The sequence below is a fragment of the Gabonibacter massiliensis genome (assembly GCA_001487125.1).
In the GTDB taxonomy this organism is placed as follows: domain Bacteria; phylum Bacteroidota; class Bacteroidia; order Bacteroidales; family Marinifilaceae; genus Gabonibacter; species Gabonibacter massiliensis.
The window spans coordinates 1138425-1152459 of record LN913013.1 but is presented as its reverse complement, the minus strand read 5'-3'; the positions used below and the strand labels follow the sequence as shown (position 1 = coordinate 1152459).

The window sequence follows — 14035 nt, the reverse complement described above, 5'->3', positions numbered from 1 at the left end:
GAAAAAAATAAACTCTGCAAATAATTCGAGGTTTATCCTTCGTAAAACAATTCAAGCTCCGATTTATAATTTTATTCAATCACTTCCAGTTTGTTTCCGGTCTGTTTGATCAACATGCGCAAGAACCAATCCGGAAGAGGTTTGTTTTCCACTTTGGGATTTTTTTCTCCCGGAACGGCTGTTTTAATGTTACCATCCATGTATTTGCAGAACAGATAACCGTAGAATTTTCTCCATTGGTCGACTAAACTGTTTCCCGTGTTGCAGGAGAAGTCCGTCAGGAATTGGACTGCTGTCGCTTTGTCTTTGGCCAACATCTCTTTGGCTCCGGCATCCGCGATCTGAACAAAGTTTTGATATTGCATTTCCAAGCCTTTTTGTTTTTCCCGGATTTCAGGATGAATCAGGTCGTAGCGTGTGTAGGCAAAATTGCTGACCTGACTGAATACCCAAAAGGCTGCTTCGTTCGTGAACTCCATCATGCTTCCGTTTCCTACGGCATAGGCTTCCGGAACGGCTGTAGAAGAGGTGTACATCGGGAAATAAACGGTATTGGCCGCATCGTCCACGGCAAACCAGAGTATGCCTCCGATTTCGTCCGGTAACCAGCTACGGCTTTGGGTTACGAACGTGAATCCGGTTTGTTGAGTAGCTGTCGTTCTCTCGTGTACGTACTCTTTTCCGTCTACTTTCCACTGCATGGGACGCCATCTGTAAGGACACCCGTAAGGACCGGCACCCAAATCCTTGCTCATATCCAATTCCGTGCCTTCCAAATGGTCACGCATGAAATCCATGGCATCCAGAACGTCTAATTTGCGATTAGGCTTAATCCATAACGGCATGCGGTTGGTTGCGTAACCTTTGGAGTCTTTCATGATGTTTCTTCCGGTAGCGTAGTCCCAGTATTGGGCCATGTCCGAGCTTACGGCATTGAAGAAGGCCCATACCCGGATTTCACAGAAACGGGCGGCACCGAAATCCACCGGAGCGTAACTGTCGGAAAAACTGAAATCGGAATTTTTAGCATCTTTGGGGTAAAATCCTTTTTCTTTGGCAAAAGAGATTACGTCTTTTGAATAGACGGTAGTTACTTCCGGATTGTAAATCTTATTCATTTTATCGGAAGAGATGGATGTTTTCCCTTCTAACGGGAAAGTGGTAATACGAGCTTGATTAGCATGAGCGGATACATATCCGTCCGGAACCATCCGGGCTACCCAAACGGCACCTTTTTCTCCTTCCCCTTTGCCGATAATCTCTAAGATCCAGACTTCATTGGGATCGCTGATAGAGATGGATTCTCCGGAACTGGCCCAACCGTATCGGGTGAAAAGGTCGGTCATAACCACGATAGCTTCGCGTGCGGTTTTGGCCCGTTGGAGGGTCAGATAGATGGCACTGCCGTAGTCGATGATAGCTCCGCTTTGGGTCTCTAACTCTTTACGTCCTCCGAAAGTCGTTTCGGAGATAGCCAACTGGTGTTCGTTCATGTTACCTACGACATTATAAGTATGGGCTACCTGGGGAATTTTTCCCAAAAATTTGCCGGTATCCCACTCGTAAACGTCCACCATGCTACCGGCGGGCCAATCTTGAGCGGGCCAATGGTAGAGCTCTCCGTACAATACGTGTGAGTCGGCGGAATAAGTGATCATGGTTGAACCGTCTTTGGTAGCTCCTTTCGTGAATAGAAAGTTCGTACAAGCCATAGTGTATGACGTGCAGCATAAAAATACTAACGTGACAAGTAGGTGAATTTTTCTCATATTCGTTTTATTTATTTTGTGAAAGAATTAACGGATCCGATCGTAAGATTTTAAAAGCTTTATATCTTTTACGATGCCTCGTATGGCCATGTAGGTGAAAATGATGCATACGACAGGAAGAATAAAGCTGAATTTATACAATACCGTTGCATCAGCTCCGAATTGCCGGATGTGATACCACATCAGAATGCCGGACCCGATCAACAGAACGATCTCTACGATGCAAAGCCTTACTTGTAAAAAGCGTTTTTTATACAGAAAGATCGTGATCAAAGGCAATAAAATGGTGAACAGGCTTAAAATGAACAACGCCCAGTAATAACTTACGAAGGAAGTTTCTGCGCTTTTTTCTACTATACCGTACGCGAAAAAGTCGTAATTCGTATCGTTGGGAACCACGACCCGGGCAATGGGAACACATAGGGGCAATACCATCAAAATGCCTATTACAAACAGGTATACGGATTGAATTCTTTGTATCATATCAAATGGCTGATTAATATTAACGTGTCAGTTTATCTAAAGTGTAGTTTACTAATTTTTCCATGTAAGGTTTATAGTCGGGAGAGGCGTCGCCTGTGGCCCGGTTGGCAATGATCAGGCAGATGGTGGCCGCATGGTGTCCCATGAGGGCAGACAGGCCGGCAATAGCAGCGCTCTCCATCTCGTAGTTTACGATTTTACGACCGTTGTAACGAAAATGGGCGATTCGGTCGTTTATTCCCGGCATTTGCAGCGGCAAACGGAGTACGCGTCCCTGGGGACCGTAAAATCCGTTGGCTGTCAATGTTACTCCCTTTACGGTCGTGCCTTCCGAGTGTAATTTGTTGACCATCTCCGGAGATGAGCTTACGGCATACGGGCGGGCGGCTTGCGGGGCCCATTGGCATTGATTGACGAATGCGTCTTCGAATGCCGCGTCGCATATTTTTTCGTTATCCTGATAAAAACGCAGAACCCCGTCAATACCCACGCTCATTTCCGAGATAACGAAGGCGTGTACGGGAACATCTGCCTGTACGGAACCGGAAGTGCCGATCCGTACTATATTCAATGCTTTTTTCTCCGGTTTGATTTGTTTGGTTTCCAGATCTATGTTGGCTAAAGCGTCCAATTCGTTCACTACAATATCAATATTGTCCGTACCGATTCCCGTTGAAATAACGGAGAAGCGTTTTTGGCGGTAGGTCCCGGTAATCGTATGAAATTCCCGATTCCCGCGTGTCAGTTCGATCGAGTCAAAACGGGAAGCGATCATCTCTACTCGAGAAGGATCGCCGACAAGTACCACGTTATCCGCTAAATCTTCAGCGTGCAGGTGAAGATGGAAAATCGTTCCGTCTTCGTTCGTGATGAGTTCCGATGATTTAATAGCATTCATAACCTTAATTTTGAGCTACCAAAAATAGTGATATTCATGGTATAAACCAATAAAGCTCCGGCAAAAAGTAAAATAAAAACGATTAATCTGCGGTTATAAAAAAACGAACCGGAATTTCCGGTTCGTTTTAGAGTGATTTATGCTTGGATCTGTTTTGGGCAGATCGGTTATTTCGCGTAGTTGATGGCCCGGGTTTCCCGGATAACGGTTACTTTTACCTGTCCGGGGTAGGTCATCTCGTCCTGGATGCGTTTGGCGATATCGTAAGAGATCTTTTCTGCTTCCGTGTCTGAAATTTTTTCGCTACCCACGACTACCCGAAGTTCGCGTCCGGCCTGGATGGCATAGGTCTTAACAACTCCGTTGTAGGAGAGAGCCAAATCTTCCATCTCTTTCAAGCGTTTGATATAAGATTCCACAACCTCTCTTCTGGCTCCCGGACGTGCACCTGAAATAGCATCGCAGGCTTGTACGATCGGCGCGATAAGGGTTGTCATCTCTACCTCTTCGTGGTGAGCGCCGATAGCATTGCAAATATCCGGTTTTTCCTTGTATTTCTCCGCTAATCGCATTCCCAATATAGCATGCGGCAGTTCCGGTTCATCATCGGGTACCTTACCGATATCGTGCAAGAGTCCGGCCCGTTTGGCTTTCTTCACGTTGAGTCCCAGTTCTGCAGCCATGATCGCACATAGATTGGCTGTTTCACGGGCATGTTGCAATAAGTTCTGTCCGTAAGAAGAACGGTATTTCATCTTACCTACCAAACGGATCAATTCCGGATGCAAGCCGTGAATACCCAAGTCTATGGTGGTACGTTTCCCGGTTTCTATGATCTCCTCTTCGATCTGTTTTTTTACTTTGTTAACGACCTCTTCGATGCGTGCCGGGTGAATGCGTCCGTCCGTTACCAATTGGTGTAGGGAGAGACGTGCGATTTCGCGGCGTACCGGATCGAAACCGGATAATACGATGGCTTCCGGAGTATCGTCTACGATGATTTCTACTCCCGTCGCAGCTTCCAATGCCCGAATGTTCCGGCCCTCGCGACCGATGATTCGTCCTTTTATTTCGTCCGAGTCGATGTGGAAGATGGAAACTGCATTTTCCGTTGCCGTTTCTGTCGCGACCCGTTGAATGGTTTTGATGACTACTTTTTTAGCCTCCATGTTGGCTGTCATTTTAGCCTCTTCCATGATTTCATTCACGTAAGAGATCGCTTCCGTTTCAGCTTCCTCTTTCAGGGAGTTGATTAATTTTTCTTTGGCCTGATCGGCAGACATTCCGGATATGGCTTCAAGCTGCTCTATCTGTTGTTTCTTTAATTTTTCTAACTCGGCATGTTTCTTTTCCCACAGCTCTTTTTGTCCTTCGAGAGTCTCCTGTTGGGTTTCGGCCTCTTTGATTTTCCGTTGGCACTCCTCTATCTTACGAGCTAATTCGGCATCCCGTTGTTTGAGTTTGTTCTCGGCAAGTAAAATTTTGCTGTTTCTGGCGTTGACTTGCTTTTCGTGTTCCGCTTTTATTTGTAAGAATTTTTCTTTGGCTTGAAGGATTTTATCCTTTTTGATCACTTCCGCTTCTGCTTCTGCTTCTTTGATGATATTCTTGCTTCTGTATTTAAGGGTCATGTTGATCAGTAAATATCCGATCGCCAATCCGACCAACAAAGCAATAACACCCGTAACTATTGTTGTTATCATATTTCGATAATTAGATTTGATGTTAATTATATATTGATTGGTTTTCTATTTTCATAATAAAAAACCCGCACTATTTCTCTTTAAAAAACCCCTGTTAGACACGGGTAGAGCTGCCGTCGGATTCAGATGTCCACCGTCCCGAAGGAACTCCGAAGAGTTGAGGCCTATCTTGTGCCAACTAAGCTTTGCTCTAATTGGTTAAGTGTTGAGTTTTCCAGTTAAATACGAAATAATGCGGGTATATCTATTTCTTTTCAAAGAACGCTTTTTCACTCTTTTACGAATTCGTCTAACCTTTTGTTCGCTTTTTCTATTTCATTCAATATCGGTTCGACATCATTCCGTTGCTCGGCTTCCAACATTTTGGCTGTAAATTGCAGGGCCGTGGCGACTAAAAAATCCATGGGGTCAATATTTGAATATTTTTCCCTATATTGAGAAATCTTACCATTAATCAACTGTGCCGCTTTTCTGATTTGCTCCTCTTCCTCTCTCTCTATCGTCAACGTGCAAATCCGTCCTGCAATGTTCACATTAATCGTAAGTTTATCATTCATATTTAGTTATTCAAAAGAGCAATACATTTGTCAATCTCCCGCACCAGTTGGCTGATTCTTATTTTGGCCTCAGAGCTTCCATCTCCGGTCGAAATAGCATTAGCCACTTTCAAAGCTTTTATGTTCTCGTTTAATCTGCTGTTCTCGCCTTTCAGCTGCTCAATCCGGTTTCTGAGAGCTTGGATCTCCGCTTCCAGATTTTTGTTTTTGTCCAGCGAGGATATATATCGTTTTATTAGTTGTTCAATTTTTAAGTTTAGCTCTTTTATTATGTTTTCTTCTTTTTCTGTCATAACCTAAACTTTACACCACAAAGATAGGACAATTTCTTTTAAATACCAAGAGTGTTGTTATTTTTGCAACGGTTTTGTCATTTTTAGTAGCCGATATAATATTATGAAAAAAGGAACGGTCATGATTGCGGGAGTTTTACTCCTTTTAACGTCAGCCGCTTGGGGACAATCGTCCGGGTGGCTAAATCCTTTACGCATCAAGCCCTTGTTGAGTGGTAATTTCGGAGAATTGAGAGATTCGCATTTTCATTCCGGATTGGATTATAAAACGGAGGGCCGGGAAGGATTGCCGGTAATATGCGTGAAAGACGGGGTGTTGGCCCGGGTTAAGGTTTCAGCGACGGGTTACGGAAATGCATTGTATATCGAACATGCTGACGGATACACGACGGTTTACGGGCACCTGCAACGTTTTGTCCCCCGGGTGGAGGAGATCGTTCGGGATATGCAATACGCGAAAGAGTCATTCGCTATCGACGAAAATTTAGAAGCGGAAGCGATTGTTTTCAAAGCGGGGGATACTATTGCTTATAGTGGAAACAGCGGTTCTTCCATGGGACCTCATTTGCATTTCGAGGTGAGAAGTTCTCGGGACGAACGCCCGTTGAATCCGTTGCTTTTCCTGAAAATAGAGGATACCATGGGACCGACTCTCCGGGCTCTTTATCTTTATGGGTTTACAGAGGAGGGGGTGTTGTCTGGGCGTAGTCGCGTCGCGGTAAAGAATACGGGAAACAGAAATTACAGTGCCGGGAGAGTACGGTTTCCTGCCGGAAAAGTCGGTATCGGCATACAGGCTGATGATTACATGAACGGATCATGGAATAAATTGGGATTGTACGAGTTGAAGTTGTGGGTCGGAGGGCGGTTGATATCCCGAATGAAGATGGATACCACCTCTTTCGATCAAAACGTTTTGGTGAACGAGGTAAAGGATTTTCAACTTTATAGGGAGAATAAGGTCGTCTACACGACGTTTGGAAATTACCGGGATGAATTACCGGGAGTTTTTACCTCGCTCGCTCGCGGGTTTATTACGTTGTATCCGGATACTATCCGGCAAATCCGTTTGGAGTTGCGGGATATGAACGGTAATGTTTCCCGGCTCTCCTTTGAGTTGATCGGGAGAGAGAGGGAACGTGAGGTTGAAAGTTCGGAGAACGTGATTTGGGATAACCGGAAAGGACATCGGATGGTTTGTGAAAATTATGTGCTGGAGTTGGAACCGGATGCGTTACAGTATCCGATATCGGGTAAACCGCAACTCGTTTCTTGTCATAAAGACAGCACAGAAACGATGGAGGTGTTTTGTTTGGCAAGTGAGGAGTGGCCTTTGTTAAAGAAAGGAAAATTGCAGGTGACGGGTCCATTTCCGGAGAAAAGCGTGCTATGTATGGTAGGAAAAGGGAATAAGTTATTGCCGATGAAAACTTGGCGGTCGGAAACGGGGCTTTGGGCTTATCCCCGCGTGTTGGGACGTTATACGGTGAGCCGGGATACGGTAGCTCCTCAAATCGATTATTTGGGAAAGGTTGCCGGGAAAAGCGTGCGTTTTAAAATAAAGGATGAATTGACGGGTATTGCTTCTTACCGGGTTGAGGTGAACGGGAGATGGTGTCTGTTCTCTTATGATGCCAAAAAGAATATCTTGGAGGGGCGTTTAAGCGAGCCTGCTTTTACGAAGGGGAAAAACAGGCTCGTGTTAAAGGTGACGGATGGTGTGGGAAATATTGCTACCTTTGAAACCCATATTGTAAAATAGGAGTATTAGTTATAAAAAGTATATGATATGCATACGATAATAGCAAAAGCCAGGGAGCTGGCAAAAGAGAAGAAAACGGAAGAGGCTGTTGCCTTATTGGAAGAACAGGTGGTCGGAGAAAAAGAGGGGCCGGAAGAGATATTGATGGAGTTGGGAATTATTTATAACGGCAAGGCTGATTTTACTCGGGCTTTGAACTATTTCAATGCGGTGTTGCGTTTGAACCCGGATAACGGTAAAGCTCGTACTTACGTGAACATGATCAACGGTATTTTGGATTATTATTGCAAGGATCTGTTGAATCCCTGATTGTGTCGCGTGAAAAAAAACAGGGAGGGGATAACACGGATACGGTAAGATGGGTAAAGACAGGTTCTTAAAGTAGATTTTTATTTCGTGCGTTGTAATTCTCGATTAATTCATTTACCTTTGCGGCAGTTTTCGAATTGTTAAATTTACGTTTCAATCCGCTTGAAAGGGGGTGGTCGATTATTTTTGAGATAAATAAATGATATAATATTCAATAGGAAAGAGGACACGCGATGGTGTCGTCGGTTATTTTTTTAGTAATTAAATTATTCATTTTTAAAAATAAAAGATCATGATTATAGTTCCATTAAAAGAAGGCGAGAATATTGAAAGAGCGTTGAAAAAATTCAAAAGAAAGTTCGAAAAAACCGGTGTTATTAAAGAATTGAGAGACCGTCAGGCTTTTACCAAACCTTCCGTGAGAAATCGGATGGCTCGCATGAAAGCTGCTTACCGTCAATCTTTACAGCAAGCAGAAGAATAAAAGACTTACATAATGTTGTTTTTCAAAAACAAAAAGCGTAATTTAGTTACGTCTTTAAAATTTTGAAAATGATGCAACTCCAGGCTTTTTTGAATTATCTCGGTCGTGTAAAAAGATATTCTCCTCGCACGATAAAAGCATACCAAATGGATTTGCGTCAATTTTTTGATTATTGTAAGTTGAGCGATTCGGAGGAGGATATTTTAAAAATAACTACCAAGTTAGTGAGGGGATGGCTTATGGCGGAGATGAGCGGGAGTATGCGGAAAGTAGAGACCGGGGAGAAACTGAAGGGCACTTCCGGGAAGCGAAAGTTGAGCAGCTTAAAAGCTTTTTTTCGTTTTTTACTGAAAGAGGGAGTGTTGGAGGTGAATCCGGCGGAGGGAATTAGCGGTCCTAAAACGGCTAAGCGGTTGCCTGTTTTCGTGAAGGAGGAAGAGATGGCCGCGGTGTTGAATGTGGAAAAGGAGGATTTTCCTTGCCTGCGCGATTGGTTGATTTTGTTGATGGCCTATGACACGGGGATGAGGCGTTCGGAAATAGTAGGGTTGAAGGTGTCGGATGTCGATTTTTCCCGGCGGTGTATTCGGGTGACGGGAAAAGGGAACAAGCAACGGGAGATTCCGGTCGTGAACGAGTTGGAGAAAGCGATGGCGCATTATTTGGAGAGGAGGCGGGAGGTCGTTATTCAGGAACACGGTTTTTTTTTCGTGACTGACAAGGGGTTGCCTATTTACGATAAATTTGTTTATCGGCTGGTTACCGCAAAGTTGTCGAATGATACCACTTTGTCCAAGAGAAGTCCGCATGTGTTGCGTCACTCTTTTGCGACTCATTTGTTGAATAACGGGGCGTCCATAGAGGGGATACGGGAGCTTTTAGGGCATTCGAGTTTAGCTGCCACCCAGGTCTACACGCACAACTCGGTAGAGAGTATGTTGAAGATTTTTAAACAAGCTCACCCACGAGCATAAATTATAGGAGGAAACGGTATGGAAATTAGAATTAATCCTGTAGGTTTTTCAGTAAATCCGGTTTTGGAAGAGTTGATCAATAAAAAATTCTCGAAACTGGAAAGGTATCACGACGGCATTATCGCGATTGTGGTGACGTTGAAATTGGAAAAGGATGACAATCTTGAAAACAAATTGATGGAGGTGAACGTTGACGTGAAGGGACAGGATGTTTTCGTAAAGAAGAATGCTAAAACTTTTGAGGAGACGGTGGATGAGTTGTATGACGTGTTGAAGCGTCAGTTGACGAAGGCGAAGGAAAAGAGAGAAAATTAAAAAAATGATCTCATTTATTGTGAGATATGATTTTTAATTTGTACATTTGCAAGCCAAATTAAATGGATTTTTCTCGTTTGGACTGGTTAACATTCAGTCGTTCAGAGAATTTTCTATGGTATGTTATAGAGTTTTTGTGATAAATTGTTTAATAATAAAATTGTTTTAGAGTTATGGCTAAAGAACATTTTGACAGGTCAAAACCACACGTAAATATTGGTACTATTGGTCACGTTGACCACGGTAAAACAACCTTGACTGCTGCGATTACGACAGTTTTGGCAAAAAAAGGTCTTTCTGAATTGCGTTCATTCGATTCTATCGATAACGCTCCGGAAGAGAAAGAGAGAGGTATTACCATCAATACTTCGCACGTAGAATATGAAACTGCAAATCGCCACTATGCGCACGTTGACTGTCCGGGACACGCCGACTATGTAAAGAACATGGTTACCGGTGCCGCTCAGATGGACGGTGCTATTCTGGTTTGTGCCGCTACAGACGGTCCGATGCCCCAAACACGTGAGCACATCCTTTTGGCTCGTCAGGTAAACGTACCGAGAATGGTCGTTTTCTTGAACAAAGTGGATATGGTGGATGACCCTGAAATGTTGGAATTGGTTGAGATGGAGATGAGAGAGTTGTTGTCTTTCTACGGATACGATGGAGACAATACTCCTATTATTTTAGGTTCTGCCCTCGGTGCTTTAAACGGAGAACCGAAATGGGAAGAGAAAGTAATGGAGTTGATGGATGCAGTGGATTCTTGGATTGAACTTCCGGAACGTGCTGTAGACAAACCGTTCCTGATGCCTGTTGAGGACGTATTCTCTATTACCGGTCGTGGTACTGTTGCTACCGGTCGTATTGAGACGGGTACCGTTCACGTGGGTGATGAGTTGGAAATGATCGGTTTGGGTGCTGACGGGAAAAAGACCGTTTGTACCGGAGTTGAGATGTTCCGTAAGATTCTGGATGACGGAGAAGCCGGTGATAACGTAGGTTTGTTGCTTCGCGGTGTCGATAAAAACGAAATCAAGCGTGGTATGGTTTTGGCAAAACCGAAATCAGTAACCCCGCATACGAAATTCAAAGCCGAGGTTTATATCCTGAAAAAAGAAGAAGGTGGTCGTCACACTCCGTTCCACAACAGATACAGACCGCAATTCTATATCCGTACATTGGACGTTACCGGAGAGATCACTTTACCGGAAGGACGCGAGATGGTAATGCCTGGTGATAACTTGACCATCACGGTTGATTTGATCACCCCGGTTGCTTGTTCGTTAGGTTTGCGTTTCGCTATCCGTGAGGGTGGTAGAACCGTGGGTGCCGGACAGATTACCGAAATCTTAGGCTAAGATGATTGCAGGTTTATGATTTGGTCGATTCGCTCTGGAATCGCTCGATCGTGAATCCAAGATAAATGGAGTTGACTTCGGTCAACTCCACATACGGGAGTGGCTCAGTTGGTAGAGCATCGGTCTCCAAAACCGAGGGTCGGGAGTTCGAACCTCTCCTCCCGTGCAATTTAAAAAGAAAGAAACAGATGAGAATTAAGAGTTATATATCAGACGTTTACAACGAACTGGTAAATAAAGTATCCTGGCCCACATGGTCTGAACTCCAGAGCAGTGCAACGATTGTGATGATTGCTTCCGTTATCATAGCTCTTTGTATATTTGCGATGGACTTCTCGTTCAGACACATAATGACAGGTATATATAGTTTGTTTTATTAAAAATCTTGGAGGTCTGACACATGGCTGAAATAAAAAAAAGATGGTATGTACTTCGAACAATTGGAGGCAAGGAGAAAAAGGTAAAGGAGTACATCGAAAATGAAATTGCCAGTTTAGGGCTTCAGGACTATGTTTCACAGGTTTTGGTGCCGGCCGAGAAGGTTTATCAAGTACGTAACGGGAAAAAATTCAGTAGTGAACGGAATCTATACCCGGGTTATGTATTGATAGAGGCTGCTCTCGTTGGTGAAATTCCCCACATGCTTCGTGATATTACGAACGTGATTGGCTTCCTGGGGGAGACCAAGGGTGGAGATCCTGTGCCGATGCGTCAAGCGGAGGTAAACCGGATTTTAGGTACGGTGGATGAACTCGCGGAACAACCAGAAGAAATAAGTGTCCCTTATTTCGTGGGCGAGTCGGTTAAAGTGACCGACGGGCCTTTTAACGGTTTTACCGGCGTGATAGAGGAGGTGAATTCGGATAAGAAGAGATTAAAAGTAATTGTTAAGATCTTCGGACGGAAAACGCCACTTGAACTAAGTTTCATGCAGGTAGAAAAAGAATAACAATTATTGATTAAAAAAATCATGGCAAAAGAAGTTGAAGCAATTATCAAGCTACAAATTAAAGCCGGAGCAGCAAATCCTTCTCCTCCAGTAGGTCCTGCGTTAGGTTCAAAAGGGGTCAATATCATGGACTTCTGCAAGCAATTCAACGCAAGAACTCAGGATCAGGCAGGAAAGATTATCCCGGTGATTATTCAGGTGTACGGTGATAAGTCATTTGATTTTATCACGAAACAACCTCCTGTTGCGGTTCAGCTTTTGGAAGTAGCCAAATTGAAATCCGGATCTGCTGAGCCTAACCGTAAAAAGGTGGCTTCTATTACTTGGGCTCAAGTAAAAGAGATTGCAGAGTCTAAGATGAAAGATTTGAATGCTTTTGAAGTAGAAAAAGCGATGAGTATGGTAGCTGGTACTGCCAGAAGTATGGGTATCACCGTTGATGGTGAAAGACCTTTTTAATGAATTTGTAATACTTCAAACGTAATGAGTAGACTGACAAAAAATAAGAAGTTAGCTTTAGAAAAGATCGAAGGTGGAAAAGTGTATTCTATCGACGAGGCTGCACAACTTGTAAAAGAGATTACTTTTACCAAGTTTGATGCGTCAGTAGACCTGGACGTTCGATTAGGAGTGGATCCGCGTAAAGCCAATCAAATGGTTCGCGGTGTATGTACTTTACCTCATGGTACCGGAAAAGAAGTAAAAGTGTTGGTTTTGTGTACGCCTGACAAGGAGGATGAAGCTAAGGCTGCCGGTGCGGATTACGTGGGATTGGATGATTATATCGAGAAGATCAAAGGCGGTTGGACCGATATAGATATCATCATTACGATGCCTTCCGTAATGGGTAAAGTGGGTGCTCTTGGTAGAATATTGGGTCCTCGTGGATTGATGCCTAACCCGAAAAGCGGTACGGTAACTCCGGAAATCGGAAAAGCTGTTACTGAAGTAAAGCAAGGTAAGATCGACTTTAAGGTTGACAAATTTGGTATTATTCACGCCTCTATAGGTAAGGTATCATTTGATGCCGTTAAGATTTTAGAAAACGCGAGAGAATTCTTGAACGTGATCAACAAATTGAAACCGGCAGCCGCGAAAGGAACCTATGTTAAGAGTGTGTATCTGTCAAGTACGATGAGTCCCGGTATTCAAGTAGAACCAAAGTCATTACTTGATTAATTTTGTAACCTTAAAAAGGACCTCAGTAGTATGAAAAAAGAAGAGAAAAAAGTCATTATAGACAGCTTGACGGAGCAGGTTAACGAATATAAGCATCTTTATGTAACCGATATTGCGGGTCTGGATGCAGTCGCCACTCAGGCGTTGCGTAGGGCTTGTTTCGATGCTAACATAAAGCTTATACAGGTTAAAAATACCTTGTTGAAAAAGGCTCTTGAGAACGCAAACAACAATTACGAGGAGATCTTCGTTTCTTTGAAAGGAAGTAGTGCCGTAATGTTGTGCGAGACAGGTAATGCGCCTGCCAAATTGATCAAAGAGTTCCGTAAAGATAAGGATAAACCTGCATTTAAAGCCGCTTTTGTTGAGGAATGCGCTTATGTAGGCGAAAATCAATTAGACGCGTTGATCAATATTAAGTCTAAGGAAGAGTTGATTGGAGATATCATCCTGATGCTTCAGTCTCCGATGCAGAACGTTATTTCTGCTTTGCAATCCGGACAAAATACGATCGCCGGTGTTGTTAAGACACTGTCTGAAAAAGAATAATTTTTTAAGTTAAGTAACAAACAATTTTAAATTAGTATAGAAATGGCAGATTTGAAAAAACTTGCAGAAGAGCTAGTAAACCTTACCGTAAAAGACGTAAAAGAATTAGCTGATATTTTAAAAGAAGAGTACGGAATTGAACCTGCAGCTGCTGCTGTGGCTGTGGCTGCTCCTGCTGCTGGTGGCGCCGGTGCCGCTGCTGCTGAGCAAACGGAATTCGATGTAGTTCTTAAATCAGCTGGTGCCTCTAAATTGGCTGTTGTTAAGTTGGTAAAAGAGCTGACCGGTCTTGGTTTGAAAGAAGCTAAAGAATTAGTTGACAAAGCTCCGGCTCCATTGAAAGAGAAAGTTTCTAAAGAAGAAGCTAACAGCTTAAAAACTCAACTTGAAGAAGCAGGAGCTGAAGTTGAACTTAAATAAAGAATAAAACCGGTAGGTTTTGGGGGTTAA

18 protein-coding genes and 1 tRNA gene are annotated in these 14035 nt (G+C 43.5%); 13 read left to right on the top strand and 6 right to left on the bottom strand.

What is annotated here, in order from left to right:
- Positions 1-71: 71 nt before the first annotated feature.
- The 6 genes from BN3283_RS09125 to BN3283_RS09100 all read right to left on the bottom strand — a co-directional run bounded on the left by BN3283_RS09125 (position 72) and on the right by BN3283_RS09100 (position 5703).
- Positions 72-1769, bottom strand: coding sequence for a dipeptidase (locus BN3283_RS09125; protein ID WP_059026453.1), 1698 nt, complete (start codon positions 1767-1769; stop codon positions 72-74).
- A 27-nt stretch (positions 1770-1796) separates the two neighbouring features.
- Positions 1797-2252 carry a DUF4293 domain-containing protein gene (locus BN3283_RS09120; protein ID WP_041504180.1) on the bottom strand — a complete coding sequence of 152 codons (456 nt, stop codon included), beginning with the start codon at positions 2250-2252 and terminating at the stop codon, positions 1797-1799.
- 19 nt (positions 2253-2271) lie between these two features.
- Positions 2272-3150, bottom strand: a complete 879-nt coding sequence (locus BN3283_RS09115) for a nucleoside phosphorylase (RefSeq protein WP_059026452.1) — start codon at positions 3148-3150, stop codon at positions 2272-2274.
- A 167-nt stretch (positions 3151-3317) separates the two neighbouring features.
- Complete coding sequence (gene rny, locus BN3283_RS09110; RefSeq protein WP_041504182.1) at positions 3318-4853, bottom strand: ribonuclease Y; 1536 nt, start codon at positions 4851-4853, stop codon at positions 3318-3320.
- Between the two features lie 269 nt (positions 4854-5122).
- Positions 5123-5410: a cell division protein ZapA gene (locus BN3283_RS09105; protein WP_041504183.1), complete on the bottom strand. Its 288-nt coding sequence runs from the start codon at positions 5408-5410 to the stop codon at positions 5123-5125.
- Between the two features lie 2 nt (positions 5411-5412).
- Positions 5413-5703, bottom strand: a complete 291-nt coding sequence (locus BN3283_RS09100; RefSeq protein ID WP_041504184.1) for a coiled-coil domain-containing protein — start codon at positions 5701-5703, stop codon at positions 5413-5415.
- A gap of 103 nt (positions 5704-5806) precedes the next feature.
- Here BN3283_RS09100 and BN3283_RS09095 point away from each other — a divergent pair, with 103 nt between their 5' ends.
- From BN3283_RS09095 to rplL, 13 genes are all read left to right on the top strand, one after another.
- Positions 5807-7465 carry a M23 family metallopeptidase gene (locus BN3283_RS09095; RefSeq protein ID WP_059026451.1) on the top strand — a complete coding sequence of 553 codons (1659 nt, stop codon included), beginning with the start codon at positions 5807-5809 and terminating at the stop codon, positions 7463-7465.
- 27 nt (positions 7466-7492) lie between these two features.
- Positions 7493-7774 carry a hypothetical protein gene (locus tag BN3283_RS09090; RefSeq protein WP_041504186.1) on the top strand — a complete coding sequence of 94 codons (282 nt, stop codon included), beginning with the start codon at positions 7493-7495 and terminating at the stop codon, positions 7772-7774.
- 292 nt (positions 7775-8066) lie between these two features.
- Positions 8067-8258, top strand: coding sequence for a 30S ribosomal protein S21 (gene rpsU / locus BN3283_RS09085; protein ID WP_041504187.1), 192 nt, complete (start codon positions 8067-8069; stop codon positions 8256-8258).
- Positions 8259-8326: 68 nt separating this feature from the next.
- Positions 8327-9232, top strand: coding sequence for a tyrosine-type recombinase/integrase (locus tag BN3283_RS09080; protein ID WP_316929918.1), 906 nt, complete (start codon positions 8327-8329; stop codon positions 9230-9232).
- 18 nt (positions 9233-9250) lie between these two features.
- Complete coding sequence (gene hpf / locus BN3283_RS09075) at positions 9251-9547, top strand: ribosome hibernation-promoting factor, HPF/YfiA family (RefSeq protein WP_041504188.1); 297 nt, start codon at positions 9251-9253, stop codon at positions 9545-9547.
- 173 nt (positions 9548-9720) lie between these two features.
- The gene (gene tuf / locus BN3283_RS09070) at positions 9721-10908 is read left to right on the top strand and encodes an elongation factor Tu (protein WP_041504189.1); all 1188 of its coding nucleotides are present in this window, start codon (positions 9721-9723) and stop codon (positions 10906-10908) included.
- Between the two features lie 93 nt (positions 10909-11001).
- Positions 11002-11074: transfer RNA gene (locus BN3283_RS09065), tRNA-Trp, on the top strand.
- A gap of 22 nt (positions 11075-11096) precedes the next feature.
- Positions 11097-11288: a preprotein translocase subunit SecE gene (gene secE / locus BN3283_RS14760; RefSeq protein WP_082027514.1), complete on the top strand. Its 192-nt coding sequence runs from the start codon at positions 11097-11099 to the stop codon at positions 11286-11288.
- 20 nt (positions 11289-11308) lie between these two features.
- A complete protein-coding gene (nusG, locus tag BN3283_RS09060) occupies positions 11309-11857 on the top strand; it encodes a transcription termination/antitermination protein NusG (protein WP_041504190.1) in 549 nt (182 codons plus the stop codon).
- A 21-nt stretch (positions 11858-11878) separates the two neighbouring features.
- Positions 11879-12316: a 50S ribosomal protein L11 gene (rplK, locus tag BN3283_RS09055; RefSeq protein WP_041504191.1), complete on the top strand. Its 438-nt coding sequence runs from the start codon at positions 11879-11881 to the stop codon at positions 12314-12316.
- Between the two features lie 24 nt (positions 12317-12340).
- The gene (gene rplA, locus BN3283_RS09050; RefSeq protein ID WP_041504192.1) at positions 12341-13036 is read left to right on the top strand and encodes a 50S ribosomal protein L1; all 696 of its coding nucleotides are present in this window, start codon (positions 12341-12343) and stop codon (positions 13034-13036) included.
- Between the two features lie 30 nt (positions 13037-13066).
- Complete coding sequence (gene rplJ / locus BN3283_RS09045; RefSeq protein WP_041504193.1) at positions 13067-13585, top strand: 50S ribosomal protein L10; 519 nt, start codon at positions 13067-13069, stop codon at positions 13583-13585.
- Between the two features lie 42 nt (positions 13586-13627).
- The gene (rplL, locus tag BN3283_RS09040; RefSeq protein ID WP_041504194.1) at positions 13628-14005 is read left to right on the top strand and encodes a 50S ribosomal protein L7/L12; all 378 of its coding nucleotides are present in this window, start codon (positions 13628-13630) and stop codon (positions 14003-14005) included.
- Positions 14006-14035 lie beyond the last annotated feature (30 nt).

Coding starts and splice junctions, on each gene's coding strand:
- nusG (WP_041504190.1), top strand. CDS start 11,309: ATGGCTGAAATAAAAAAAAGATGGTATGTACTTCGAACAATTGGAGGC.
- BN3283_RS09090 (WP_041504186.1), top strand. CDS start 7,493: ATGCATACGATAATAGCAAAAGCCAGGGAGCTGGCAAAAGAGAAGAAA.
- rpsU (WP_041504187.1), top strand. CDS start 8,067: ATGATTATAGTTCCATTAAAAGAAGGCGAGAATATTGAAAGAGCGTTG.
- BN3283_RS09100 (WP_041504184.1), bottom strand. CDS start 5,703: ATGACAGAAAAAGAAGAAAACATAATAAAAGAGCTAAACTTAAAAATT.
- hpf (WP_041504188.1), top strand. CDS start 9,251: ATGGAAATTAGAATTAATCCTGTAGGTTTTTCAGTAAATCCGGTTTTG.
- BN3283_RS09125 (WP_059026453.1), bottom strand. CDS start 1,769: ATGAGAAAAATTCACCTACTTGTCACGTTAGTATTTTTATGCTGCACG.
- rplK (WP_041504191.1), top strand. CDS start 11,879: ATGGCAAAAGAAGTTGAAGCAATTATCAAGCTACAAATTAAAGCCGGA.
- tuf (WP_041504189.1), top strand. CDS start 9,721: ATGGCTAAAGAACATTTTGACAGGTCAAAACCACACGTAAATATTGGT.
- rplA (WP_041504192.1), top strand. CDS start 12,341: ATGAGTAGACTGACAAAAAATAAGAAGTTAGCTTTAGAAAAGATCGAA.
- rny (WP_041504182.1), bottom strand. CDS start 4,853: ATGATAACAACAATAGTTACGGGTGTTATTGCTTTGTTGGTCGGATTG.
- secE (WP_082027514.1), top strand. CDS start 11,097: ATGAGAATTAAGAGTTATATATCAGACGTTTACAACGAACTGGTAAAT.
- BN3283_RS09080 (WP_316929918.1), top strand. CDS start 8,327: ATGATGCAACTCCAGGCTTTTTTGAATTATCTCGGTCGTGTAAAAAGA.
- BN3283_RS09120 (WP_041504180.1), bottom strand. CDS start 2,252: ATGATACAAAGAATTCAATCCGTATACCTGTTTGTAATAGGCATTTTG.
- rplL (WP_041504194.1), top strand. CDS start 13,628: ATGGCAGATTTGAAAAAACTTGCAGAAGAGCTAGTAAACCTTACCGTA.
- BN3283_RS09115 (WP_059026452.1), bottom strand. CDS start 3,150: ATGAATGCTATTAAATCATCGGAACTCATCACGAACGAAGACGGAACG.
- rplJ (WP_041504193.1), top strand. CDS start 13,067: ATGAAAAAAGAAGAGAAAAAAGTCATTATAGACAGCTTGACGGAGCAG.
- BN3283_RS09105 (WP_041504183.1), bottom strand. CDS start 5,410: ATGAATGATAAACTTACGATTAATGTGAACATTGCAGGACGGATTTGC.
- BN3283_RS09095 (WP_059026451.1), top strand. CDS start 5,807: ATGAAAAAAGGAACGGTCATGATTGCGGGAGTTTTACTCCTTTTAACG.